The organism is Pseudomonas trivialis, from assembly GCF_001439805.1.
In the GTDB taxonomy this organism is placed as follows: domain Bacteria; phylum Pseudomonadota; class Gammaproteobacteria; order Pseudomonadales; family Pseudomonadaceae; genus Aquipseudomonas; species Aquipseudomonas trivialis.
On record NZ_JYLK01000020.1, the window covers coordinates 46,717 to 70,166 of the forward strand.

At 61.8% G+C, this 23,450-nt stretch carries 22 protein-coding genes; 20 read left to right on the forward strand and 2 right to left on the reverse strand.

The features are described from left to right. The first annotated feature begins 19 nt into the window (after positions 1 to 19). The 5 genes from TU79_RS22645 to TU79_RS22665 all read left to right on the forward strand — a co-directional run bounded on the left by TU79_RS22645 (position 20) and on the right by TU79_RS22665 (position 5,427). The gene (locus tag TU79_RS22645; protein ID WP_003233491.1) at positions 20 to 697 is read left to right on the forward strand and encodes a response regulator; all 678 of its coding nucleotides are present in this window, start codon (positions 20 to 22) and stop codon (positions 695 to 697) included. Beyond that, entirely contained in the window at positions 694 to 2,040 is a 1,347-nt protein-coding gene (locus TU79_RS22650; RefSeq protein ID WP_057010079.1) for an ATP-binding protein, read from the forward strand. The genes TU79_RS22645 and TU79_RS22650 overlap by 4 nt, the downstream gene beginning before the upstream one ends. A 348-nt stretch (positions 2,041 to 2,388) precedes the next feature. Further along, positions 2,389 to 3,720 (forward strand): dicarboxylate/amino acid:cation symporter, encoded by a 1,332-nt coding sequence (locus tag TU79_RS22655; protein WP_057010080.1) that lies wholly within the window; start codon positions 2,389 to 2,391, stop codon positions 3,718 to 3,720. Between the two features lie 145 nt (positions 3,721 to 3,865). Beyond that, positions 3,866 to 4,852, forward strand: a complete 987-nt coding sequence (locus TU79_RS22660) for an XdhC family protein (RefSeq protein WP_057010081.1) — start codon at positions 3,866 to 3,868, stop codon at positions 4,850 to 4,852. Then, positions 4,849 to 5,427, forward strand: a complete 579-nt coding sequence (locus TU79_RS22665) for a nucleotidyltransferase family protein (protein ID WP_057010082.1) — start codon at positions 4,849 to 4,851, stop codon at positions 5,425 to 5,427. The genes TU79_RS22660 and TU79_RS22665 overlap by 4 nt, the downstream gene beginning before the upstream one ends. An 808-nt stretch (positions 5,428 to 6,235) precedes the next feature. Here the strand turns inward: TU79_RS22665 and rne are convergent. Next, positions 6,236 to 9,391, reverse strand: a complete 3,156-nt coding sequence (gene rne, locus TU79_RS22670; RefSeq protein ID WP_057010083.1) for a ribonuclease E — start codon at positions 9,389 to 9,391, stop codon at positions 6,236 to 6,238. Positions 9,392 to 10,149: 758 nt separating this feature from the next. On the opposite strand from rne, the gene rluC reads away from it, so the two are divergent. From rluC to TU79_RS22685, 3 genes are read left to right on the forward strand one after another with little or no spacing between them, the layout of a single operon-like run. After that, positions 10,150 to 11,109 carry a 23S rRNA pseudouridine(955/2504/2580) synthase RluC gene (gene rluC, locus TU79_RS22675; RefSeq protein WP_003233485.1) on the forward strand — a complete coding sequence of 320 codons (960 nt, stop codon included), beginning with the start codon at positions 10,150 to 10,152 and terminating at the stop codon, positions 11,107 to 11,109. Beyond that, complete coding sequence (locus tag TU79_RS22680) at positions 11,096 to 11,758, forward strand: HAD-IA family hydrolase (RefSeq protein ID WP_057010084.1); 663 nt, start codon at positions 11,096 to 11,098, stop codon at positions 11,756 to 11,758. Before rluC ends, TU79_RS22680 begins: the two co-directional genes overlap by 14 nt. Before the next feature lie 21 nt (positions 11,759 to 11,779). After that, a complete protein-coding gene (locus TU79_RS22685; RefSeq protein WP_057010085.1) occupies positions 11,780 to 12,763 on the forward strand; it encodes a S49 family peptidase in 984 nt (327 codons plus the stop codon). Positions 12,764 to 12,827: 64 nt separating this feature from the next. Here TU79_RS22685 and TU79_RS22690 read toward each other — a convergent pair whose 3' ends face one another. Beyond that, positions 12,828 to 13,406 (reverse strand): Maf family protein, encoded by a 579-nt coding sequence (locus tag TU79_RS22690; protein WP_057010086.1) that lies wholly within the window; start codon positions 13,404 to 13,406, stop codon positions 12,828 to 12,830. Between the two features lie 105 nt (positions 13,407 to 13,511). On the opposite strand from TU79_RS22690, the gene TU79_RS22695 reads away from it, so the two are divergent. The 12 genes from TU79_RS22695 to TU79_RS22750 all read left to right on the forward strand — a co-directional run bounded on the left by TU79_RS22695 (position 13,512) and on the right by TU79_RS22750 (position 23,289). After that, on the forward strand, positions 13,512 to 14,042 hold the full coding sequence (locus tag TU79_RS22695) for a YceD family protein (RefSeq protein WP_003233480.1): 531 nt from the start codon (positions 13,512 to 13,514) through the stop codon (positions 14,040 to 14,042). Between the two features lie 13 nt (positions 14,043 to 14,055). Next, positions 14,056 to 14,238: a 50S ribosomal protein L32 gene (gene rpmF / locus TU79_RS22700; protein WP_003179396.1), complete on the forward strand. Its 183-nt coding sequence runs from the start codon at positions 14,056 to 14,058 to the stop codon at positions 14,236 to 14,238. Positions 14,239 to 14,242: 4 nt separating this feature from the next. After that, the gene (gene plsX, locus TU79_RS22705) at positions 14,243 to 15,253 is read left to right on the forward strand and encodes a phosphate acyltransferase PlsX (RefSeq protein WP_082638697.1); all 1,011 of its coding nucleotides are present in this window, start codon (positions 14,243 to 14,245) and stop codon (positions 15,251 to 15,253) included. A 127-nt stretch (positions 15,254 to 15,380) separates the two neighbouring features. Beyond that, complete coding sequence (fabD, locus tag TU79_RS22710) at positions 15,381 to 16,319, forward strand: ACP S-malonyltransferase (protein WP_057010088.1); 939 nt, start codon at positions 15,381 to 15,383, stop codon at positions 16,317 to 16,319. 28 nt (positions 16,320 to 16,347) lie between these two features. Next, positions 16,348 to 17,091, forward strand: a complete 744-nt coding sequence (fabG, locus tag TU79_RS22715) for a 3-oxoacyl-ACP reductase FabG (RefSeq protein WP_057010089.1) — start codon at positions 16,348 to 16,350, stop codon at positions 17,089 to 17,091. A gap of 191 nt (positions 17,092 to 17,282) precedes the next feature. Next, positions 17,283 to 17,519 (forward strand): acyl carrier protein, encoded by a 237-nt coding sequence (gene acpP, locus TU79_RS22720; RefSeq protein WP_003175607.1) that lies wholly within the window; start codon positions 17,283 to 17,285, stop codon positions 17,517 to 17,519. 111 nt (positions 17,520 to 17,630) lie between these two features. Then, positions 17,631 to 18,875 carry a beta-ketoacyl-ACP synthase II gene (fabF, locus tag TU79_RS22725; RefSeq protein ID WP_057010090.1) on the forward strand — a complete coding sequence of 415 codons (1,245 nt, stop codon included), beginning with the start codon at positions 17,631 to 17,633 and terminating at the stop codon, positions 18,873 to 18,875. Next, positions 18,875 to 19,690, forward strand: a complete 816-nt coding sequence (gene pabC / locus TU79_RS22730; protein ID WP_057010091.1) for an aminodeoxychorismate lyase — start codon at positions 18,875 to 18,877, stop codon at positions 19,688 to 19,690. The genes fabF and pabC overlap by 1 nt, the downstream gene beginning before the upstream one ends. 1 nt (position 19,691) lies before the next feature. Beyond that, a complete protein-coding gene (gene mltG, locus TU79_RS22735; RefSeq protein ID WP_057010092.1) occupies positions 19,692 to 20,813 on the forward strand; it encodes an endolytic transglycosylase MltG in 1,122 nt (373 codons plus the stop codon). A 19-nt stretch (positions 20,814 to 20,832) separates the two neighbouring features. Then, a complete protein-coding gene (tmk, locus tag TU79_RS22740) occupies positions 20,833 to 21,465 on the forward strand; it encodes a dTMP kinase (RefSeq protein ID WP_057010093.1) in 633 nt (210 codons plus the stop codon). Beyond that, on the forward strand, positions 21,458 to 22,447 hold the full coding sequence (locus TU79_RS22745) for a DNA polymerase III subunit delta' (protein WP_057010094.1): 990 nt from the start codon (positions 21,458 to 21,460) through the stop codon (positions 22,445 to 22,447). Before tmk ends, TU79_RS22745 begins: the two co-directional genes overlap by 8 nt. Before the next feature lie 56 nt (positions 22,448 to 22,503). Next, a complete protein-coding gene (locus TU79_RS22750) occupies positions 22,504 to 23,289 on the forward strand; it encodes a TatD family hydrolase (protein ID WP_057010095.1) in 786 nt (261 codons plus the stop codon). The last annotated feature ends 161 nt before the right edge of the window (positions 23,290 to 23,450 follow it).

The window sequence follows — 23,450 nt, forward strand, 5'->3', positions numbered from 1 at the left end:
AATTGCCTTGGAGAGCTTTATGAAATTGCTGGTGGTGGAAGATGAGGCGCTGCTGCGTCATCACCTGTTGACCCGCCTGACCGACAGTGGACACGTGGTCGAAGCCGTGGCCAATGCCGAAGAAGCCCTGTATCAGACCGGGCAGTTCAATCACGACCTGGCCATCATCGACCTGGGCCTGCCCGGCATGGGCGGCCTGGACCTGATTCGCAAGCTTCGCAGTGACGCCAAGACATTCCCGATCCTGATCCTCACTGCCCGTGGCAACTGGCAGGACAAGGTTGAGGGCCTGGCCTCCGGCGCAGACGACTATGTGGTCAAGCCGTTCCAGTTCGAAGAGCTGGAAGCGCGCATGAACGCCTTGTTGCGCCGCTCCAGCGGGTTCACCCAGTCGACCATCGTCGCAGGTCCCTTGCTGCTCGACCTCAATCGCAAGCAAGCCTCGCTCGATGAACAGCCGCTGGCGCTGACCGCCTACGAATACCGGATCCTCGAGTACCTGATGCGCCACCATCAGCAGGTGGTCGCCAAGGACCGCTTGATGGAACAGCTCTACCCTGATGATGACGAGCGCGATCCGAACGTCATCGAAGTGCTGGTCGGACGCCTGCGCCGCAAGCTGGAAGGCCCGGCCGGGTTCAAGCCGATCGACACCGTGCGTGGCCTGGGCTACCTGTTCAATGAGCGCTGCCTTTGATTCGCTCGCTTCGCGTACGCCTGATGCTGGCGGCCGCCACCCTCGCCGTGCTGTTCATGCTGGGTTTGCTGCCGGCCATGCAGGGCGCGTTCAGTCTGGCGTTGCAGGATTCCATCGAGCAGCGTCTGGCCTCGGACGTCACCACGCTGATCTCGGCAGCGCGGGTTGAGAACAATCGCCTGCTGATGCCGGCGCAGTTGCCGGACGAGCGCTTCAACCTCACCGACAGTCGTCTGCTCGGCTATATCTACGACCGCGAAGGCCATCTGGTGTGGCGTTCGCGGGCGACCCAGGAAGAAAACATCAACTACAAGCCGCGCTATGACGGGCGTGGCAATGAGTTTGCGCGAATTCGCGAGGCCAACGGCCAGGAATTTTTCGTGTACGACGTGGAGGTCAAGCTGCTCGGCGGCAAGAGCGCTGCGTTCAGTATCGTCGCCCTGCAACCGGTGCGCGAATACCTGCTGACCCTCGAAGGTCTGCGCGAAAACCTCTACCTGGGCTTCGGCGCCGCCTTGCTGGTGCTGCTGACCCTCCTTTGGCTGGGCCTGACCTGGGGCCTGCAAGCCCTGCGACGGTTGAGTCAGGAACTCGACCAGATCGAGGGCGGCACCCGCGAAAGCCTCAGCGAGCAGCACCCGCGCGAATTGCTGCGCCTGACCGGCTCTCTCAATCGCCTGCTGCACGGTGAGCGCGAACAACGCGCACGCTATCGTGATTCCCTCGACGACCTCGCCCACAGCCTGAAGACCCCGCTGGCGGTGTTGCAGGGCGTGAGCGAAGACATGGCGCAGCGCCCCGCAGACCGCGAGCAGGCCTGGGTGCTGCAATCGCAGATCGAGCGCATGAGCCAGCAGATCGGCTACCAGTTGCAACGCGCCAGCCTGCGCAAAAGCGGCCTGGTGCGCCACCAGGTGCGGCTTGAACCGGTGCTGCAAAGCCTGTGCGACACGCTGGACAAGGTGTACCGCGACAAGCGCGTGGCCGTGTCCTTCGACTTGCCGGATGAATGCTATGTGCCGATCGAGAAGGGCGCCTTGCTCGAATTGCTCGGCAATCTGCTGGAAAACGCCTACCGCCTGTGTGTGAGGGAGGTGCGTATCAGCCTGCTGGAAAACCTCGAAGGCGCCGAGCTGTGTATCGAGGACGACGGCCCCGGCGTACCTCCCGACCAGCGCGCGCGGATTCTGCAGCGCGGCGAACGGCTGGACCGTCAGCACCCGGGGCAGGGGATTGGCCTGGCGGTGGTCAAGGACATTATTGAAAGCTACGGTGCACGCTTGACCCTGGGCGATTCGCCATTGGGCGGCGCGGCGTTCAAGATTCATTTCCCGGCTGTCTGATCTTCATCGGCTTGCCTGCGATGGCGTCCGCCCCGGCGCCACATCCCCCAAACTTATCTCACCAAGGCGGATATCCGCCAAATTGTAGGACGATAGAGGTCGGTCCGGCGGAAATCCGCCACATTGTCTGGCCCGGCAGGCCATGCCTGGACATCGCTATCCCTGACATCTAAAGGCCCTACGGAAATTTCCGCAAAGTGGCACGGCGTTTGCGATCAAGATTACAGCGCAGGTGTGTTCATACAGGCCTCGCAAACAACAAATCCCTCCAGTGCAGGAGGGTTCGCAATTCAAGTGTCGTGGGCAATGGCGGATATTTGCCACACGGGACGATTGAGGAACTTTGCAATGACGACTCGTCAGCCACTCTACAAATCCCTGTATTTCCAGGTGATCGTCGCAATCGTTATCGGTATTTTGCTCGGCCATTTCTATCCTGAGACCGGCGTGGCCCTCAAGCCACTGGGCGACGGCTTTATCAAGCTGATCAAAATGGTCATTGCCCCGATCATCTTCTGTACCGTTGTCAGCGGCATCGCTGGCATGCAAAGCATGAAGTCGGTGGGCAAAACCGGTGGCTACGCGCTGCTTTACTTCGAAATCGTGTCCACCATCGCCCTGCTGATCGGCCTGATCGTGGTGAACGTCGTGCAACCGGGCGCCGGCATGCACATCGACGTCGCGACCCTGGATGCCTCCAAAGTCGCCGCGTACGTTACCGCCGGTAAAGACCAGAGCATCGTCGGCTTTATCCTCAATGTGATCCCGAACACCATCGTCGGCGCGTTCGCCAACGGCGATATCCTGCAAGTGCTGATGTTCTCGGTGATCTTCGGTTTCGCCTTGCATCGCCTGGGTGCCTACGGCAAGCCGGTGCTCGACTTCATCGATCGCTTCGCCCACGTGATGTTCAACATCATCAACATGATCATGAAGCTCGCGCCGCTCGGTGCCCTGGGCGCCATGGCGTTCACCATCGGTGCCTACGGTGTGGGTTCGCTGGTGCAACTGGGCCAGTTGATGATCTGCTTCTACATCACCTGCCTGCTGTTTGTGCTGCTGGTGCTCGGCGGTATCTGCCGCGCCCACGGTTTCAGCGTGATCAAACTGATCCGCTACATCCGTGAAGAACTGCTGATCGTGCTGGGTACGTCTTCTTCCGAGTCGGCCCTGCCACGCATGCTGATCAAGATGGAGCGTCTGGGCGCGAAGAAGTCCGTGGTGGGTCTGGTGATCCCGACCGGCTACTCGTTCAACCTCGACGGCACCTCCATCTACCTGACCATGGCTGCCGTGTTCATCGCCCAGGCGACTGACACCCACATGGACATCACCCACCAGATCACCCTGCTGCTGGTGCTGCTGCTGTCCTCCAAAGGCGCTGCAGGCGTGACCGGTAGCGGCTTTATCGTGCTGGCCGCGACCCTGTCTGCCGTCGGCCACCTGCCGGTTGCCGGCCTGGCGCTGATCCTGGGTATCGACCGCTTCATGTCCGAAGCGCGTGCGCTGACCAACCTGGTGGGTAACGCCGTTGCTACCATCGTTGTGGCCAAGTGGGTGAAGGAGCTGGACACCGACAAGCTGCAAAGCGAACTGGCTTCCGGCGGCACCGGTATCTCGGAAACCCGCGAAGTCGACGACCTGGGCGTCGCCGAAGGCCCGACTCCGGTGGTCAAGTAAACCGCTGATGGCGTGAACTGACGCCAAGGCAACCTGCAAACGCCCCGACCTGTTCGGGGCGTTTGCGTTTGTGCGCACGGCCTTTTGGAATTTTTTGCTTTAGAGTCAATCGATACCTCATCAACAAACGCTCACAGGAGGAGAAATGGACAGTGTGGACCTGAACGTCCTGCGTAGCGTATTGGCGTGGCGCCAGGCCGGGCATCGCGTAATGCTGTACAGCGTGGTGCAGACCTGGGGCAGTGCGCCGCGTCCGCCCGGGGCGATGTTGGCCCTGCGCGGCGATGGCGTGGTGATTGGCTCGGTTTCCGGCGGCTGCATCGAGGATGACCTGATCGCGCGCCTGCAGGATGGCCGCCTGGCCGCTGACGGCCCGCCGGTGCAGAGGGTGACCTATGGCGTTACCCGCGACGAGGCGGCGCGCTTTGGCCTGCCGTGTGGCGGCACCCTGCGCCTGACCGAGGAGCGGGTGGTGGAGTGGGAGTGGGTCGCGCAGCTGCTGGCGCGCTGTGAGGATCACCAGATCGTTGCCCGCGAGTTGAACCTGGTCACGGGCGAGGTGACCCTCAGCGATGCCAGCAAGACCGATGTGTTGAGCGTTGACGACCAGCGCTTGCGGGCCATCTACGGTCCGCGCTGGCGGCTATTGCTGATCGGTGCCGGCCAGCTGTCGCGGTACGTGGCGGAGATGGCGCGCCTGCTGGATTTCGAGGTGCTGATCTGCGACCCGCGCGAGGAATTTGTCTACGGCTGGGAAGAACAGCACGGCCGCTTTGTGCCGGGCATGCCGGACGAAGCGGTGCTGAATATCCAGACCGACGAACGCACGGCTATCGTCTGCCTGACCCATGACCCTCGGTTGGACGACATGGCCTTGCTGACCGCGTTGAATTCCAGCGCGTTCTATATCGGCGCGCTGGGCTCGCGGGTCAACAGCCAGAAGCGCCGGGAAAATCTCGCAGAACTGGGCCTGTCGAATGAGGCCATTGCACGTTTGCATGGGCCGATCGGTTTGCACATCGGCAGTCACACCCCGGCGGAAATCGCGCTGTCGCTGATGGCGGAAATTGTCGCGATCAAGAATGGCGTGGCGCCGATGCAGAAAAAGCCGCTGGCGGCGGTGGCCGAGTGACGCTGACCGCGATTGTACTGGCGGCGGGGCAGGGCAGTCGCTTTCGCGCCGAAACGGACCAGGATAAATTGCTGGCTCACTGTGTCGGCCGGGACGGCGTAACGCGACCGGTGGTCGAGCAGGTGTTGCTGAGCTTGCCTGAGCAGATCGTCTCGCGGCTGTTGGTGACGTCGCCGGGACGTACAGAGATCATCCGATTGGCCAAGGCGCACGGCTGCGAGGTCCTGCTGCTGCAATCGGCGGGGATGGGCGACAGCATCGCGGCGGCGGTTGCGGCCAGTGCGTCTGCTGACGGTTGGTTGGTGGTGCTGGGGGATATGCCGTTTATCCAGTCCGCGACTATCGAGCGTGTGATCGATGATCTGGAAAGCATCAATGTGCCAGTGCATGCCGGGCAGCGTGGGCATCCGGTTGCTTTCGGTCGGGCATTTGGCGCTTCGTTAATGGCGCTGAAGGGGGATCGCGGCGCAAAGCCTTTGTTTGCTCAGGCTGCCGTGACGGAAGTGCCAGTGGATGATGCCGGCATATTCTGGGATGTGGATGTGCCGCAAAGGCTCAATTTCAACCCAGACTAAAATGTGGGAGGCTCCATTACCTCTTCGACGTGGCGAGCGGGCTTGCCCCGCGTTGGGGTGCGAAGCGCCCCCAATCAAGCAAAACGCGCTGTACCTGACACTGCACAGAGCATGGTCTTGGGGCTGCTGCGCAGCCCAACGCGGGGCAAGCCCGCTCGCCACAGTGATGTGACTGCCTCGGCTTCCTTGCGGCGACGGCGCGCTTCACGTAGCCGTTATGTGGGAGGCTCCATTACCTCTTTGACGAAGCGCTGTCGCGCAGCAAGCTGGGAAGCCTCTGTGGCGAGCGGGCTTGCCCCGCGTTGGGGTGCGAAGCGCCCCCAATCAAGGAAAACGCGCTGTACCTGATACTGCACAGAGCATGGTCTTGGGGCTGCTGCGCAGCCCAACGCGGGGCAAGCCCGCTCGCCACAGTGATGTGACTGCCTCGGCTTCCTTGCGGCGGCGGCGCGCTTCACGTAGCCGTTATGTGGGAGGCTCCATTACCTCTTTGACGAAGCGCTGTCGCGCAGCAAGCTGGGAAGCCTCTGTGGCGAGCGGGCTTGCCCCGCGTTGGGGTGCGAAGCGCCCCCAATCAAGTAAAACGCGCTGTACCTGATACTGCACAGAGCATGGTCTTGGGGCTGCTGCGCAGCCCAACGCGGGGCAAGCCCGCTCGCCACGGGGATATGGCTGCCTGAAATATCGGGCTTTAAAAAATCAACCCGTTATTTTGTATTTGATAAGAGTCTGCTGGTTAAGGCTTTTTGACCGACAAAAAAAGCCCCGCCTGATCACTCAGGCGGGGCTTTTTTAGTGGCTGATGGAATCAGACGAGGGGTTTAGGCTCGTGCTCTTCTTCCTGAGCCTTTGAAGCCTGAGCAGCGGCGGCTGCCTCGGCTTCCTTGCGGCGGCGACGCACTTCACGTGGGTCGTTCGGCGCACGGCCGTTTTCAGTCAGAGCGCTGGCAGGTGCAGCTTCAACCACAGGGGCCGCCACTTCGGCTTCCACCGGCGCTTCAACCACTGGCGCGGGCTCGATGACCGGCGCAGGTTCAGCCACCGGAGCAGCTTCGACAGCGACGACCTCGGCAACCGGGGCTGGCGCTTCTTCCACTACAGGGGCAGGTGCTTCTACAGGGGCAGGAGCCTCAACCGCAGCAGCCGGTTCGGCAGTCCACTGGAAGGCGGTCTGTTCTTCACGAACTTCGCGCACTGCCGGGGCAGCTTCTTCGACAAACGGTGCTTCGACAGCTGGCGCCTCAACGGCCGCTTCAACCACCGGTTGAGCTTCGACCACTGGAGCCGCTTCTACGGCAACCACTTCGGTTTGTGGCTGGGCGTCACGCTCCAGTGCAACTTCCACTTCCGGAACCACTGGGGTTTCGATCGGGGTGGTCGCTTCGACGACTGGCGCTTCAACCACGGCGGTTTCGGCGACAGGCGCCTCTGCAGCAGGGGTTTCTTCAACAGCAGCGGTGGCGCGTTCAGCCTGCTCGTGAGCCTGGGCTTCAGCCGGGGCACTGATGACCGAGCTGGCCACGGCAGCGGTAACGGCCAGGCCAGCGGCCAGTTCGTTGCCTGTTACTTCGGCGCCTGTCGCTTCGTTATTGGAGCCTTCAGCGTTTTCGCCGGTCTCTTCCGAGCCTTCGATCACATCGCCGTTGGCATCACGCTGACGCTCACGACGGTTGCTGCGACGACGCTGGCCACGGGAGCGGCGGCGTGGACGATCACCTTCGGCGTTGTCCTGGCCATCTTCCTGCAGTTGCTCTTCGCCGTTCAGCACTTCTTCTTCGCTGGAGGCTTCAGCTTGCTCGGCACGTGGCTGACGCTCTTCACGTGGCTGGCGCGGTTGGCGCTCTTCACGTGGGGCGCGTTCTTCACGTGGCTGGCGAGCCGGGCGTTCTTCGGTGCTGGCAGCAGCGACGGCCGCTACGGCTGGCGAAGCGTCCAGTGGCTCGCGCAGTTCACGCACGCGTTCTTCACGCTCGCCACGCGGCTTGCGATCTTCGCGCGGTGCGCGTGCGGTACGAGGTGCACGCTCTTCGCGGGGTGCACGCTCTTCACGGGCTACGGTCGGGGTGTCCTCGCGGGCTTCACGCGGGGCACGCTCTTCACGAGGTGCACGTTCTTCACGCGGCTTGCGTTCTTCGTCACGACGACCATTGCGGTTACGGCTCTGTTGACGGCCGTTACGGCGTTCTTCATTGCGCGCGGGGCGCTCGGCAGCAGGCTTTTCAGCCACAACCGGTGCAGCCGGCTCTTCCTTGGTGGCGAACAGGCTGACCAGCGACTTCACCAGGCCCTTGAACAGGCTTGGCTCAGGCAGGGCGGCCGGTGCGGCAACCGGTGCGGCGGCTTCAACCGGCACCGGTGCATTGGCGCGTGCCGGGGCGGTCTTGACGGCCGCTTCCTGGCGCACGAGGGTGCGGGTTGCTGCGGCCGGCTGGACTTCTTCCACTTCGGCGGCCGCCGCAGCGATTTCGTAGCTGGACTGGTTGGTGTGTGCTTCCGGGCTGTCATCACGCAGGCGCTGCACTTCGAAGTGCGGCGTCTCGAGGTGATCGTTCGGCAGGATGACGATACGGGCACGGGTGCGCAGTTCGATCTTGGTGATCGAGTTGCGTTTTTCGTTGAGCAGGAACGCAGCCACCGGGATCGGCACTTGTGCGCGGACTTCGGCGGTGCGGTCTTTCAGGGCTTCTTCTTCGATCAGACGCAGGATCGCCAGAGACAGCGATTCGACGTCACGGATGATGCCGGTGCCGTTGCAGCGCGGACAGACGATGCCGCTGCTTTCGCCCAGGGATGGACGCAGGCGCTGACGGGACATTTCCAGCAGGCCGAAGCGCGAGATGCGGCCCACTTGTACGCGGGCACGGTCGGCTTCCAGGCACTCGCGGACTTTCTCTTCCACGGCGCGCTGGTTCTTGGCCGGGGTCATGTCGATGAAGTCGATCACGATCAGGCCGCCGATGTCACGCAGGCGCAGTTGGCGGGCGATTTCTTCAGCCGCTTCCAGGTTGGTCTGCAAGGCGGTTTCTTCGATGTCGCTGCCTTTGGTGGCGCGCGCCGAGTTGATGTCTATGGACACCAGGGCTTCGGTCGGGTCGATCACGATGGAGCCGCCGGAAGGCAGTTCGACCACCCGCTGGAAGGCGGTCTCGATCTGGCTTTCGATCTGGAAACGGTTGAACAGCGGCACGCTGTCTTCGTAAAGTTTGATCTTGCTGGCGTATTGCGGCATCACCTGGCGGATGAAGGTCAGGGCTTCGTCCTGGGCTTCAACGCTGTCGATCAGCACTTCGCCGATATCCTGGCGCAGGTAATCGCGGATGGCGCGAATGATCACGTTGCTTTCCTGGTAGATCAGGAACGGCGCGGAGCGATCCAGCGATGCTTCTTTGATGGCGGTCCACAGTTGCAGCAGGTAGTCGAGGTCCCACTGCATTTCTTCGCTGCTGCGGCCAAGGCCTGCAGTGCGCACGATCAGGCCCATGTCGGCCGGAGCGACAAGGCCATTCAGCGCTTCACGCAGTTCGTTGCGCTCTTCGCCTTCGATGCGACGGGAGATGCCGCCGGCACGCGGGTTGTTCGGCATCAGCACGAGGTAACGGCCGGCCAGGGAGATGAAGGTGGTCAGGGCGGCGCCCTTGTTGCCACGTTCTTCTTTCTCGACCTGAACGATAACTTCCTGGCCTTCGCTCAGGACGTCCTTGATGTTTACGCGGCCTTCGGGGGCTTTCTTGAAGTATTCGCGGGAGATTTCTTTGAGGGGCAGGAAGCCGTGGCGCTCGGAGCCGAAATCGACAAAGGCAGCCTCAAGGCTGGGTTCGATGCGAGTAATACGGCCTTTATAGATGTTGGCCTTCTTTTGCTCGCGCGCACCGGATTCGATGTCCAGGTCGTAGAGGCGCTGGCCATCTACCAGTGCAACACGCAACTCTTCGGGTTGAGTTGCGTTAATCAGCATTCTTTTCATGTTGTACCGTCGGTTTCCGGGCTGCCGGAAACGGCGTTCGGCACACACGACTTCTCACGGTCGGTGTCAGGTGCGTCAAGAGTGGTTGGCCACTCCAGTGTCCAGCAATGCCTGCCAATTGGGCGGGCATCGCGACGGACGCGTCCTGCTTGTTAGCGGTGGTGACAAAGGCACCACTTCAACAAAAGCTAAGGTCAGGAGGAGGAATCAACCGGCGACTGTGGACGAGATGAAGCGTCTAAATATAAGCCTAGTGCTACACGGTCCGACGGTTGTGCATCTCCACCCTACACGTATCCCTGATAATTCGGGTGCTGCCGCGCGCAGAATCCGCAGCGGGTTGGCATTTACCGTGGGCTCCAATGGGGAGTCCACGCTCATGGCTAAACAAGACTCAACGTGGGCGACTGCGCTCACATCCAGCTCTTAACAGGCGTTGTTTCCGAAGCATTCGCCGTGGTCCGGCACAAGACTGACTGCACTTTGTGAACTGGCCGTAAATATCGGCGTAAAACGCGAGTATTCACTCTGCGCATCGCGCTCGCTTCAGGCCTCATGTCACCTGCGCTTGTTACAATCCTGAACCTTCCAGGGTGGCAAACGCCCCGTAGGACGGCCTCGCGTCCTGATGAATTGCGATGGTCAGGGCCGGCAGTTTGCCGCAAGTCCTCTGTCCAGGCCGCTTTTGGCGGCGTTCGCGACTATAGCAGCAATGATTAAGTGCTTCAATTCCATAAAAAATTGTTATCATCGCCGCCATGACGACTACCGCCCCCCCGACCCCCAGCGTCCAGCTGCTTGAGGTCTCGCCGGAATATGCCGGCCAACGCATCGACAATTTTCTCCTGGCCAGGCTCAAGGGCGTGCCCAAGACCTTGATCTACCGCATTTTGCGTAAAGGCGAAGTGCGCGTGAACAAGGGGCGAATCAAGCCCGAATACAAGCTGCAGGCCGGCGATATCGTGCGGGTACCGCCAGTGCGCGTGCCCGAGCGTGATGAGCCGGTGCCGTTGGCACAAGGCCTGCTGCAGCGCCTCGAAGCCTCCATCGTGTTCGAAGATAACAAACTGATCGTGATCAACAAGCCCTGCGGCATTGCGGTGCACGGCGGCAGCGGCCTGAATTATGGCGTGATCGAGGCCTTTCGTCAGTTGCGCCCGGACGCCAAGGAGCTGGAGCTTGTGCATCGTCTGGACCGGGACACCTCCGGCCTGCTGATGATCGCCAAAAAACGCAGCATGCTGCGTCACCTGCATACCGCCCTGCGTGGCGATGGCGTGGACAAACGCTACATGGCGCTGGTGCGTGGCAACTGGGCCAGTTCGATCAAGAGTGTGCGCGCGCCGTTGCAGAAGAGCAATCTGCGCTCCGGCGAGCGCATGGTCGAAGTGGACGAGGAGGGCAAAGAGGCCCTGACCCTGTTCAAGGTGCTGCGTCGTTTCGGCGATTTTGCGACCATGGTCGAGGCCAAGCCGGTCACCGGACGAACTCACCAGATTCGTGTGCACACCCTGCATGCGGGCCACTGCATTGCCGGCGACACCAAGTATGGCGATGAGGGGTTCTCCAAAGAGATTCGCGACCTGGGCGGCAAGCGTCTGTTCCTGCACGCCTACATGCTCACGGTGCCGCTGCCCGATGGCGGCGAGCTGAAGCTGCAGGCGCCCGTCGATGAGATGTGGGCCAAGACCGTGGAGCGCCTGAGTGTCGCACCCTGACTACAAACTGCTGATTTTTGATTGGGACGGTACGCTGGCCAACTCCATTGGCCGGATTGTCGAGTCGATGCACATGGCATCGACCCGCTCGGGCTTTGAGCTGTGTTCTGATTTCGCGATCAAGGGCATCATCGGCCTGGGCCTGCCCGAAGCGATCCGCGTCTTGTACCCCGAGATCGGCGACGCCGAGTTGATCGCGTTCCGCAATCATTACGCCGATCACTACATTGCGCTGGAAGCCACGCCCTCGCCGCTGTTCGACGGCGTGGTGCAGTCGCTGGAAGCGTTTCGCGCCGAGGGTTATCACTTGGCGGTTGCCACCGGCAAGGCCCGTCGCGGCCTGGATCGCGTGCTCAAGGCTCACGGCTGGGAAGATTACTTCGACATCACCCGCGCCGCCGACGAGACCGCCAGCAAGCCCCATCCGCTGATGCTCGAGCAGATCCTCGCCCATTGTGATGTGTCGCCGCGTCAGGCCTTGATGGTGGGCGATGCCTCCTTCGACCTGATCATGGCGCGCAACGCCGGCATGGACAGCGTTGCAGTGAGCTACGGCGCCCAATCCGCCCAGGCCTTGCAGCAATACGAGCCCAGGCTGACCATTGATCATTTTTCGCAATTGCAGGTCTGGCTTGGCCAGGCTCAATAAGTTTTTGCCGGGGTTAAGCGTATGAGTGACGAGTGGAAAGCGCCTGAAAAGGCCGAAAGCGGTGATGACAAAAGCTGGAAGCTGCTGGAGAAGACCCTCCTGGCCGGCGTTCAGGAGCAGCGGCGTGCGCGGCGTTGGGGGATTTTCTTCAAGCTGCTGACGTTCACTTACCTGCTGCTGATGCTGGCACTGTTCAGCCCGCTGATGGACATGGAAAAAAGCGCCACCCGTGGCGCCCACTACACCGCCTTGATCGAAGTGCGCGGGGTGATTGCCGACAAGGAGCCCGCCAGTGCCGACAATATTGTCGGCAGCCTGCGTGCGGCATTTGAAGACACCAAGGTCAAGGGCGTGATCCTGCGCATCAACAGCCCGGGCGGCAGTCCGGTGCAGTCGGGCTATGTCTACGACGAGATTCGTCGCCTGCGTGCCCTGCACCCGGATACCAAGCTGTACGCGGTGATTTCTGATCTGGGTGCCTCGGGTGCCTACTATATTGCCAGCGCCGCCGACCAGATCTATGCCGACAAGGCCAGCCTGGTGGGCTCCATTGGCGTGACGGCGGCCGGTTATGGTTTTGTCGGCACCATGGAAAAGCTTGGTGTGGAGCGACGCACCTACACCTCGGGTGAGCACAAAGCGTTCCTTGACCCGTTCCAGCCGCAGAAGGCCGATGAAACCCGGTTCTGGCAAAGCGTGCTCGACACCACCCATCGCCAGTTCATCGCCAGTGTGAAACAGGGGCGCGGTGATCGGCTGAAGGACAAGGACCATCCGGAGCTGTTTTCCGGGCTGGTGTGGTCGGGCGAGCAAGCCTTGCCGTTGGGCCTGATCGATGGCCTGGGCAGTGCCAGTTCGGTGGCGCGGGATGTAATCGGCGAGAAGGAGCTGGTGGACTTCACGGTTGAGGAATCGCCGTTCGACCGCTTCTCCAAGAAGCTCGGTGCCAGCGTGGCGGAGAAGCTGGCCCTGTACATGGGCTTCCAGGGACCGGCGCTGCGCTGACCTCTCAAGGCAGAGGTGATGTGGGAGGGAGCAAGCCCCCTCCCACATTTGGGTGTGCGTGGCTTCAGGGGATTTGCACGCCTTCGGCCAGCAACATGTCCACCAGCCGAATCAGCGGCAGGCCCACCAGGCTCGTGGCGTCCGGCCCTTCGGTACTCTGAAACAAACTCACGCCCAGCCCTTCAGCCTTGAAGCTGCCCGCGCAATCATAAGGTTGCTCGATATGCAGGTAGCGCTCGATACGTTCGGCATTCAACTCACGCATGTGCACGGTAAACGTCACGCAATCCACCTGACAGTGTCCGGTCTGACTGTTCAGCAGTGCCAGTCCCGTCAGGAAGCTCACACGCTTGCCGCTCGCCGCCAGTAACTGTTCGCGGGCGTTTTCGAAGGTGTGCGGCTTGCCGATAATCCGACCTTCCAGCGCGGCAACCTGATCGGAGCCGATAATCAAGTGTCCGGGATGGCTGCCGGCCAGGGCGCGAGCCTTCCCTTCGGCCAGGCGCTTGACCAGCTCGACGGCGGACTCTTTTGGGCGATGGCTTTCGTCGATATCCGGCGAGCAGCAAGTGAACGGCAGATGCAGGCGGCTGAGCAATTCCCGGCGGTAAACCGAGCTGGATGCGAGTAACAAAGGCAGCATGGGCGTCTCCTCAAGGCAGCGGCCGATTCTAGCGGCGTGACCGGCTGACGCACAGGGCTGAATTTCCTTTGACATGGCCGGGTGCATCCCTATAATGCTGCGCCTATGTTGAATGACCCGATTCCACCTCACGTTGACCCGCGCAAATTGGCTGATCGTGGCACTTCCCTCCAAGGTGAAGTACTGCTGGCCGATTTGGAGAGACTCTGCGACCCGCTTTCCGACACTGTCGGTACGGTCCAGGCCAAATTCGTTTTTGAACGAGATGAACGTAAAGCTGTGGTCATTCACAGCGTTATCGACACCGAAGTCAAAATGGTTTGCCAGCGTTGTCTTGAGCTGGTCACCCTGCCGATCCACAGCGAGTGCAGTTATGCCGTGGTGAAGGAGGGTGCGAATACCCAGTCGTTGCCGAAAGGTTATGACGTGCTGGAACTGGGCGAAGATCCTTTGGATCTGCATGCACTGATCGAGGAAGAGCTTCTGCTCGCCTTGCCCATTGTGCCTGCTCATCATCCGGAAGAATGCCAGCAGCCGGAGGGGCTCGATGACGAGCCCGAACCGAGCGAGGACGAGGTAACGCGGTCCAACCCGTTCAGTGTATTGGCGCAGTTAAAGCGTGACCCAAACGTTTAGGAGTTAATCAATTATGGCTGTTCAGCAGAACAAAAAATCCCGCTCCGCCCGTGACATGCGTCGTTCCCACGATGCTCTCGAGGCTAGCACCCTGTCTGTAGAAAAAACCACCGGTGAAGTTCACCTGCGTCACCACGTATCGCCAGAAGGCGTATACCGTGGCCGTAAAGTGATCGACAAGGGCGCTGACGAGTAATCACTTGTCTGCTCAAGTCATCGCGATTGACGCAATGGGCGGGGACTTCGGTCCCCGCAGCATTGTTCAGGCCTGCATTGCCAGCCTGTCTGCCACGCCCTCGCTGCACCTGACCCTCGTCGGTCAACCCTCCCTACTTGAAGAACTGATTGCCAGCCATCCGGCGGTGGATCGCGCGCGCCTGACGATCACGCCGGCCAGCGAAACCATTGGCATGGATGAAAAGCCATCGATGGCCCTGCGCGGCAAACCGGATTCTTCCATGCGGGTGGCCCTTGAGTTGCTGCGCGATGGCAAGGTGCAGGCCTGTGTCAGCGCCGGCAACACCGGTGCGTTGATGGCGTTGGCGCGGCATGTGCTCAAGACGCTGCCGGGGATTGATCGACCGGCAATGGTGGCCGCCATTCCGACGCAGAAAGGTTATTGCCAACTGCTGGACCTGGGCGCCAACGTCGATTGCAGTGCCGAGCACCTGTTCCAGTTCGCGGTAATGGGCTCGGTGGCCGCCGAGGCGCTGGGCGTTTCCCGGCCGCGGGTAGCCTTGCTGAATATCGGCACCGAAGACATCAAGGGCAACCAGCAGGTCAAGCTTGCCGCTGGCTTGTTGCAAGGTGCGCGGGGCTTGAATTACATCGGCTTTGTCGAGGGCGACGGCTTGTACCGGGGCGAAGCCGATGTGGTGGTGTGCGACGGTTTTGTCGGCAATATCCTGCTCAAGTCCAGCGAAGGCCTGGCAACCATGATTGCCGCGCGCATCGAAGCGTTGTTCAGGCAGAACCTGCTGTCGCGCATGGTCGGTGCGCTGGCGTTGCCTTTGATGCGGCGCTTGCAGGCTGACCTGGCACCGGCCCGACATAACGGTGCAAGCTTTCTGGGTTTGCAGGGCATTGTGATCAAAAGCCACGGTTCAGCGGGTGTGCAGGGGTTTCAGAGTGCGATTGCGCGGGCCGTGATCGAGATCCAGGAAAACCTGCCGCAACGCCTGCACGGCCGTCTCGAGGACCTGTTGCCTTAGGCGAATCGGCCCGGGAATGCTTAAATGTGACCGGCCAGTTCAATTGACCATCCAATCTGTCAGTTTCGTGCACTCCCATCGTCGGGGTGAGCATTTTTCCACGATCAGATCATTAGGGGCTTGTTACATGTCTACATCCCTCGCATTCGTCTTTCCAGGGCAGGGTTCGCAGTCCCTCGGCATGTTGGCCGAGCTGGGCGCGCAATTCCCGCTGATCCTGGACACCTTCAAGGAAGCTTCCGACGCCCTGGGTTACGACCTCTGGGCGCTGACCCAGCAAGGGCCGGAAGAGCAACTCAATCAAACCGATAAAACCCAACCGGCCATCCTGACCGCCTCGATCGCCCTGTGGCGCGTATGGCTGGCCGAAGGCGGTGCGCGCCCGGCATTTGTCGCGGGTCACAGCCTCGGCGAATACAGCGCCCTGGTGGCGGCAGGCAGCCTTACCCTCGCTGAGGCGGTCAAGCTGGTCGAGCGTCGTGGCCAGTTGATGCAGGAGGCCGTTCCGGCAGGGCAGGGCGGCATGGCTGCGATCCTCGGCCTGGAGGATGCGGTGGTGATCCAGGCCTGTGCCGAAGCGGCCCAGGGTGAAGTGGTGAGCGCGGTGAACTTCAACTCCCCTGGGCAGGTGGTCATCGCCGGGGCCAAGGCTGCGGTCGAGCGCGCCATTGAAGGCTGCAAGGCACTGGGCGCCAAACGTGCCTTGCCATTGCCGGTGAGCGTGCCGTCGCACTGCGAGCTGATGCGCCCGGCAGCCGAGCGGTTTGCCGAGTCCATCGCCGCCATCGACTGGCAGGCGCCGCAGATCCCGCTGGTGCAAAACGTCAGTGCGGCCGTTGCCGTCGATCTCGACACCCTCAAGCGTGACTTGCTGGAGCAGTTGTACAAGCCGGTCCGTTGGGTTGAATCGGTGCAGACCCTGGCCGCCAATGGCGCTACGGAGTTGGTCGAGTGCGGCCCGGGCAAAGTCCTGGCCGGCCTCAACAAACGCTGCGCTGACGGTGTGTCGACCGCCAACCTCAATACCCCGGATGCCTTTGCTGCCGCGCTCGCGGCGCAGGCTTGACCCGATCCCGAACTTAGGAGAAGCCTGCATGAGTCTGCAAGGTAAAGTTGCATTGGTCACCGGCGCGAGCCGTGGCATTGGCCAGGCGATTGCCCTGGAACTGGGCCGTCAGGGCGCCGTAGTGATCGGCACCGCCACCTCTGCCTCGGGCGCCGAGCGTATTGCCGCGACCCTCAAGGAGCATGGCGTGCAAGGCACCGGTATGGAGCTGAATGTGACCAGCGATGAGTCCGTGGCGGCAGTCCTGGCGGAGATCACCGCGCAATTCGGCGCACCGGCTATTCTGGTCAATAATGCCGGCATCACCCGCGATAACCTGGTGATGCGCATGAAAGACGACGAGTGGTACGACGTGGTCGATACCAACCTGAACAGTCTGTTTCGCTTGTCCAAGGGCGTTTTGCGTGGCATGACCAAGGCGCGTTGGGGGCGAATTATCAATATTGGCTCCGTAGTGGGTGCCATGGGCAACGCAGGCCAAGTAAACTATGCCTCCGCCAAGGCCGGCCTGGAAGGTTTCAGCCGTGCACTGGCGCGTGAAGTCGGCTCGCGTGCGATTACGGTCAACTCGGTGGCCCCAGGGTTCATCGACACCGATATGACCCGCGAACTGCCGCAAGCACAGCGTGAAGCCTTGCTGACGCAGATTCCGCTGGGCCGTCTGGGTCAGGCTCAAGAGATCGCGAATGTGGTCACTTTTCTGGCATCCGACGGTGCGGCATACGTGACTGGGGCTACAATCCCAGTGAACGGCGGGATGTACATGAGTTAAATTGTGACGGATCGCTTCAAAAAAATGTCATACGAGCTGTCTAAAATCCGTTATAAAGCTGCAACTTAATTTATAGGCAGGTGGCCGACCGGGTACAGGGTGAAGCTTTCAGTTGAAAAGCTGAAATGGCTTTCTATACACTTACCCACTGGCCAGCTGCCTGAATTTGTCCATTAGGAGTTAAACAAGGTATGAGCACCATCGAAGAGCGCGTCAAGAAAATCGTTGCCGAGCAACTGGGCGTTAAGGAAGAAGAAGTGGTCAACACTGCCTCCTTCGTAGAAGACCTGGGTGCCGATTCCCTTGACACCGTTGAGCTGGTGATGGCTCTCGAAGAGGAATTCGAGACCGAAATCCCGGACGAAGAAGCTGAAAAAATCACTACTGTTCAAGCTGCTATCGACTACGTTACCAGCCACCAGGCGTAATAGTTTGTAGTCGTCGCTTGCTGTCAGGGAAAAACCGCACTGCTGTAACGGCGTGCGGTTTTTTCTTTAGCGCTGATGAAAAGTGTCGTCATCAAGAAAAAGGAGAGTGCTGTGTCGCGTAGACGCGTCGTAGTCACCGGTATGGGTATGTTGTCGCCACTGGGTACGGATGTGCCGAGCAGTTGGCAGGGCATTCTGGCTGGCCGCAGTGGTATCGGTCTGATCGAACATACGGACCTTTCTGCCTATTCCACCCGTTTTGGCGGCTCGGTTAAGGGCTTCAATGTCGAGGAATATCTCTCGATCAAAGAATCCCGCAAGCTCGACCTGTTCATTCAATACGGTCTGGCCGCCGGTTTTCAGGCAGTGCGTAACGCAGGCCTTGAAGTCACCGACGCCAACCGTGAGCGCATCGGCGTGGCCATGGGGTCGGGTATTGGCGGTTTGACCAATATCGAGGAAACCAGCCGCATCCTGCACGATTCCGGCCCGCGTCGAATTTCACCGTTCTTCGTACCCGGCTCGATCATCAATATGATTTCCGGTTTCCTGTCCATCCACCTGGGCGCACAGGGACCCAACTACGCCATTGCCACCGCGTGCACCACGGGCACCCACTGCATCGGCATGGCGGCGCGCAATATCGCCTACGACGAAGCTGACGTGATGATCGCCGGTGGCGCCGAGATGGCCGCCTGTGGGCTGGGCATGGGCGGCTTCGGCGCCTCCCGTGCGCTGTCGACCCGCAATGATGAGCCGACCCGTGCAAGCCGTCCGTGGGACAAGGGCCGTGATGGCTTCGTGCTGTCCGACGGTGCTGGTGCGCTGGTGCTCGAAGAGCTGGAGCATGCCAGGGCGCGTGGTGCCACCATCTACGCCGAGCTGATCGGCTTTGGCATGAGCGGCGACGCCTTCCACATGACCTCGCCACCGGCCGACGGTGCCGGTGCCGCGCGGTGCATCACCAATGCCCTGCGCGATGCCAAGGTCAATGCCGACCAGGTGCAGTACATCAACGCTCATGGCACTTCGACCCCGACCGGCGATCTGGCGGAAGCCGAAGCCATCAAGTCGGTGTTCGGCGAGCACGCCTACAAGCTGGCGGTCAGTTCCACCAAGTCCATGACCGGCCACTTGCTGGGGGCGGCGGGCGCGGTCGAGGCGATCTTCAGCGTCATGGCCATCAAGGACCAGGTCGCTCCGCCGACCATCAATCTCGATGAGCCTGACGAAGGCTGCGACTTGAACTTCGTGCCCCACGAGGCCCAGCCGATGCCGATCGACGTGGCGATTTCCAACTCGTTTGGCTTTGGTGGCACCAACGGTTCCCTGGTGTTCCGTCGGTTCGCCGAGTAATGCACAGCTGGGTCGACGGTCAGCCAGCGGACAGCGTGCCTCTGAACGATCGCGGCCTGGCCTATGGTGACGGCCTGTTCGAGACCGTTGCGGTCAAAGGCGGGCGGCCGGTGCTGCTTGAGCGTCACCTGCAACGTCTCGAAGAAGGTTGCCGGCGCCTTGCCCTCGCGGCGGATCACCATCTGATCCGCAACGAAATACAGGCCTATGCCGCCGCCCTGGGTGACGGCGTGCTCAAACTGATCCTCACCCGCGGCGACAGCCTGCGCGGCTACGGCATCAACCCCGGCGCCCCGGTGCGTCGAGTTCTGCAAGGCTCTGCGCCAGCGGCCTATCCCCCGGGCCATGAAACGGTCGGCATCCGCCTGTTTCCCTGCGCCACCCGTTTGGCCGAGCAGCCGCTGCTGGCCGGTCTCAAGCACCTTAACCGTCTCGAACAAGTAATCGCCCGCGCGGAATGGCAGGACGCCGAGCATGCCGAAGGCCTGATGCTGGATATGTCCGGTCGCGTCATTGAAGGCGTGTTCAGCAACCTGTTTCTGGTGCGCGACGGCACATTGCTGACCGCTGATCTGAATCGTTGCGGGGTGGCCGGGGTGATGCGCGCCGAGATTCTGGCCCGGGCACAAGCGCTGGGCATCCCGGTGGCCGTGGCTGACATCAGCCTGGAGCACCTGCAGCAGGCTGATGAAGTCTTCGTCTGCAACAGCGTTTATGGCATTTGGCCGGTGCGCGGCTGTGCTGCGATGAGCTGGCCGGTTGGGCCGCTCACCCGTAAACTGCAGGGCATCGTTCGCGCGCTATTGGATATTTGAGTTGATACGAAAACTGATTGTACTGCTGCTGATCGGCCTGTTCTCGGCAGCGTTGGTGTTGGGGATTGGCGCCTGGAAATACGCGTCTGCCTTGAAGCAGCCGTTGAAACTGACCCAGGAGCAATTACTCGACGTCCCGACCGGAGCTACGCCAACCGGCACGTTCAACCGCCTGGAAAACGAAGGGGTGATCGACGGTGCCTTCTGGTTGCGTCTTTACTGGCGTCTCAACCTCGACGGCCAGCCCCTGCACAGCGGCGAATACCGCATGACGCCAGGCATGACGGCCCAGGACCTGATCGGCCTGTGGCAGCGCGGCGAAGTGGTGCAGTACAGTCTGACTCTGGTGGAAGGCTGGAATTTCCGTCAGGTGCGGTCCGCTCTGGCCAGGCACGACAAGATCGTGCAATCCCTGTCCGGTCTCAGCGACAGTGAAGTGATGGACAAGCTCGGTCATCCCGGCGTGTTCCCCGAGGGGCGCTTCTTCCCGGATACCTACCGCTTCGTGCGTGGCATGAGCGATGTCGAACTCCTGAAAAAAGCCTACAACCGTCTGGACGACGTACTCGCCCAGGAATGGAGCAAGCGCGCTGCCGACGCGCCGTATACCGACCCTTACCAGGCGCTGATCATGGCGTCCCTGGTGGAAAAGGAAACCGGTGTGCCGGAAGAACGCGCGCAGATCGCCGGGGTGTTTGTGCGCCGCCTGAAGATCGGCATGCAGTTGCAGACCGATCCCACCGTGATCTATGGCCTGGGTGAGCGCTACAACGGCAAGTTGACCCGCGCTCACCTCAAGGAAGCCAACCCCTATAACACCTACATGATTGCCGGCCTGCCGCCCACACCGATTGCCATGGTCGGCCGCGAGGCGATCCATGCCGCGCTGAACCCGGCGCCGGGCAGCAGCCTGTATTTCGTTGCCCGTGGTGATGGCAGCCATATCTTCTCCGACGACCTGGATGCGCATAATGCCGCCGTGCGCGAGTTTCAGCTCAAGCGCCGTGCCGATTACCGCTCCAGCCCGGCGCCGGCGGTGAAGCCGCTGGACGAAGTGACGCCGCCGGCCGACGCTCCGGTCGAGCCCGCGCCGGATACGGCCGCGCCGCAAAGCCCGCAATGACTCTGACTAAGGACCGCCTGTGACTGGCCTGTTTATTACTCTGGAAGGCCCGGAAGGCGCCGGCAAGAGCACCAACCGCGATTACCTGGCCGAGCGCCTGCGTGCGCAGGGTATCGAAGTGGTATTGACCCGCGAGCCGGGGGGTACGCTCCTGGCCGAGCGCATTCGTGACGTGCTGCTGGCCCCGGCAGACGAGCCGATGAACCCCGACACCGAGCTGCTGCTGGTGTTTGCCGCCCGTGCCCAGCACCTGGCCGAAGTGATTCGCCCGGCCCTGGCGCGTGGTGCGGTGGTGATCTGCGACCGGTTTACCGACTCCACCTACGCCTATCAGGGCGGTGGCCGGGGTCTGTGCCTTGAGCGCATCGCCAGCCTGGAGACCTTCGTGCAGGGCGATTTGCGTCCCGACCTGACCCTGTTGTTCGACCTGCCCGTGGCCGTGGGCATGGCCCGCGCCAGTGCCCGTGGTCGCCTGGACCGGTTCGAGCTGGAAGGCCATGGCTTCTTCGATGCCGTACGCAGCGCCTTTATCCGCCGTGCCGAGGCCGAGCCTGCGCGTTATCACCTGCTGGATGCCGCCCAGCCGCTGGCCCAGGTGCAGCAGAATATCGACGCCTTGCTGCCCACTTTGCTGGAGCGCGCCCGTGGCTGAAGCCTACCCGTGGCAGGACGGTCTCTGGCAGCAACTGGCCGGCCGTGCCCAGCACGCTCATGCCTATTTACTGCATGGGCCGATTGGCATCGGCAAGCGCGCCCTGGCCGAGCGCCTGATGGCCAGCCTGCTGTGCCAGCGCCCGGTCAATCTGCACGCCTGCGGTGAGTGCAAATCCTGCCTGCTGCTCAAGGCTGGCAGCCACCCGGACAACTACCTCCTGGAACCTGAGGAAGCGGACAAGGCGATCAAGGTCGACCAGGTGCGCGATCTTGTCAGTTTCGTGGTGCAAACCGCGCAGATGGGCGGGCGCAAGGTGGTGCTGATCGAGCCGGTGGAGGCGATGAACATCAACGCCGCCAACGCCCTGCTCAAGAGTCTGGAAGAACCGTCCGGCGATACCGTACTGCTGCTGGTGAGCCATCAGTCCAGCCGCCTGTTGCCGACCATTCGTAGCCGTTGCGTGCAGCAGGCATGCCCGTTACCCAGTGAGGCCATGAGCCTGCAATGGCTGGCGCAGGCGCTGCCGGACTGCGGCGAAGAAGAACGCGTGGAGCTGCTGACCCTGGCCGCCGGCTCGCCCTTGGCCGCCGTGAAGCTGCAGGCTCAGGGCGTTCGCGAACAGCGCGCGCTGGTGGTGGACGGTGTGAAGAAGCTGCTCAAGCTAGAACTGTCCGCCACGCAACTGGCCGAAACCGCGTGGAAGGATATTCCGCTGCTGCTGTTGTTCGACTGGTTCTGCGACTGGTCGAGCCTAATCCTGCGCTACCAACTGACCCAGGACGAAAGCGGCCTGGGTTTGCCGGATATGCGCAAGGTGGTGCAATACCTTGCGCAGAAAAGTGCGCAGGACAAGGTGCTGGCGATCCAGGACTGGATCCTCGCCCAGCGCCAGAAGGTACTCGGCAAGGCCAACCTCAACCGCGTGCTGTTGCTTGAAGCGCTGCTGGTGCAGTGGGTCGGCCTGCTTGGCCGCCGTTAATTTCCACGGCCGACGGGTGTACCGTTGGCCCGCCACTCCTGAAGTCGTGATTGCCTATGCTCGTAGATTCCCATTGCCACCTCGACCGTCTTGACCTCGCCCAGCACGGCGGCTCCCTCGATGCCGCCCTGGAAGCGGCACGCCAGCGCGGGGTAGGGCACTTTCTGTGCATCGGCGTCAGCGCCGAGAACGCCGCCGACGTCAAAGCCCTGGCTGAGCGCTATGCCGATGTGGATTGCTCGGTGGGCATCCATCCGCTGGACCTCAAGCCCGATGAGGCCCCGGCCCTCGACTGGCTGCTCGGCGAACTCGACCACCCGCGGGTGGTGGCCATCGGTGAAACCGGCCTGGACTACCACTACGAGCCCGAGGCCGCAGACGTGCAGCAGGCCTCCTTCCGCCTGCACCTGCAGGCGGCCGCGCAGACCGGCAAACCGGTGATCGTCCACACCCGTGGCGCCCGCGCCGACACCCTGACCCTGCTGCGCGAAGCCGCGCTGCCCCAAGCGGGCGTGTTGCATTGTTTCACTGAAGATTGGGACATGGCCAAGGCTGCCCTGGACCTGGGCTTCTACATTTCCCTGTCGGGCATCGTCACCTTCCGCAACGCCGATGCACTGCGCGATGTGGCCCGCCAGGTACCCGCCGACCGTTTGCTGGTGGAGACCGACTCGCCGTACCTGGCGCCGATCCCCCATCGCGGCAAGCCGAACCTGCCGGAATACGTGCGCGACGTGGCAGATTACCTGGCGATGCTGCGGGGGGCGTCTTACGAGCGTTTTGCCGAGCAGACGACCGAGAACTTCAAGCGTTTATTCCCCCTGGCACACGTCGCCGGCTGACCCCCTCAAATCGAAGGCAAAAAAAACCCGGGTTCTGGGGGGTGAATCCGGGTTAAGACCATTAGGAGTTAACAAGGGCACTCAGTCCGTCGGTGCCCAGGTCGCCGCGTCACTTGGGGGAGATGCCGCGCCGACAGTTGAAGTATTGATCAGTATCGGAT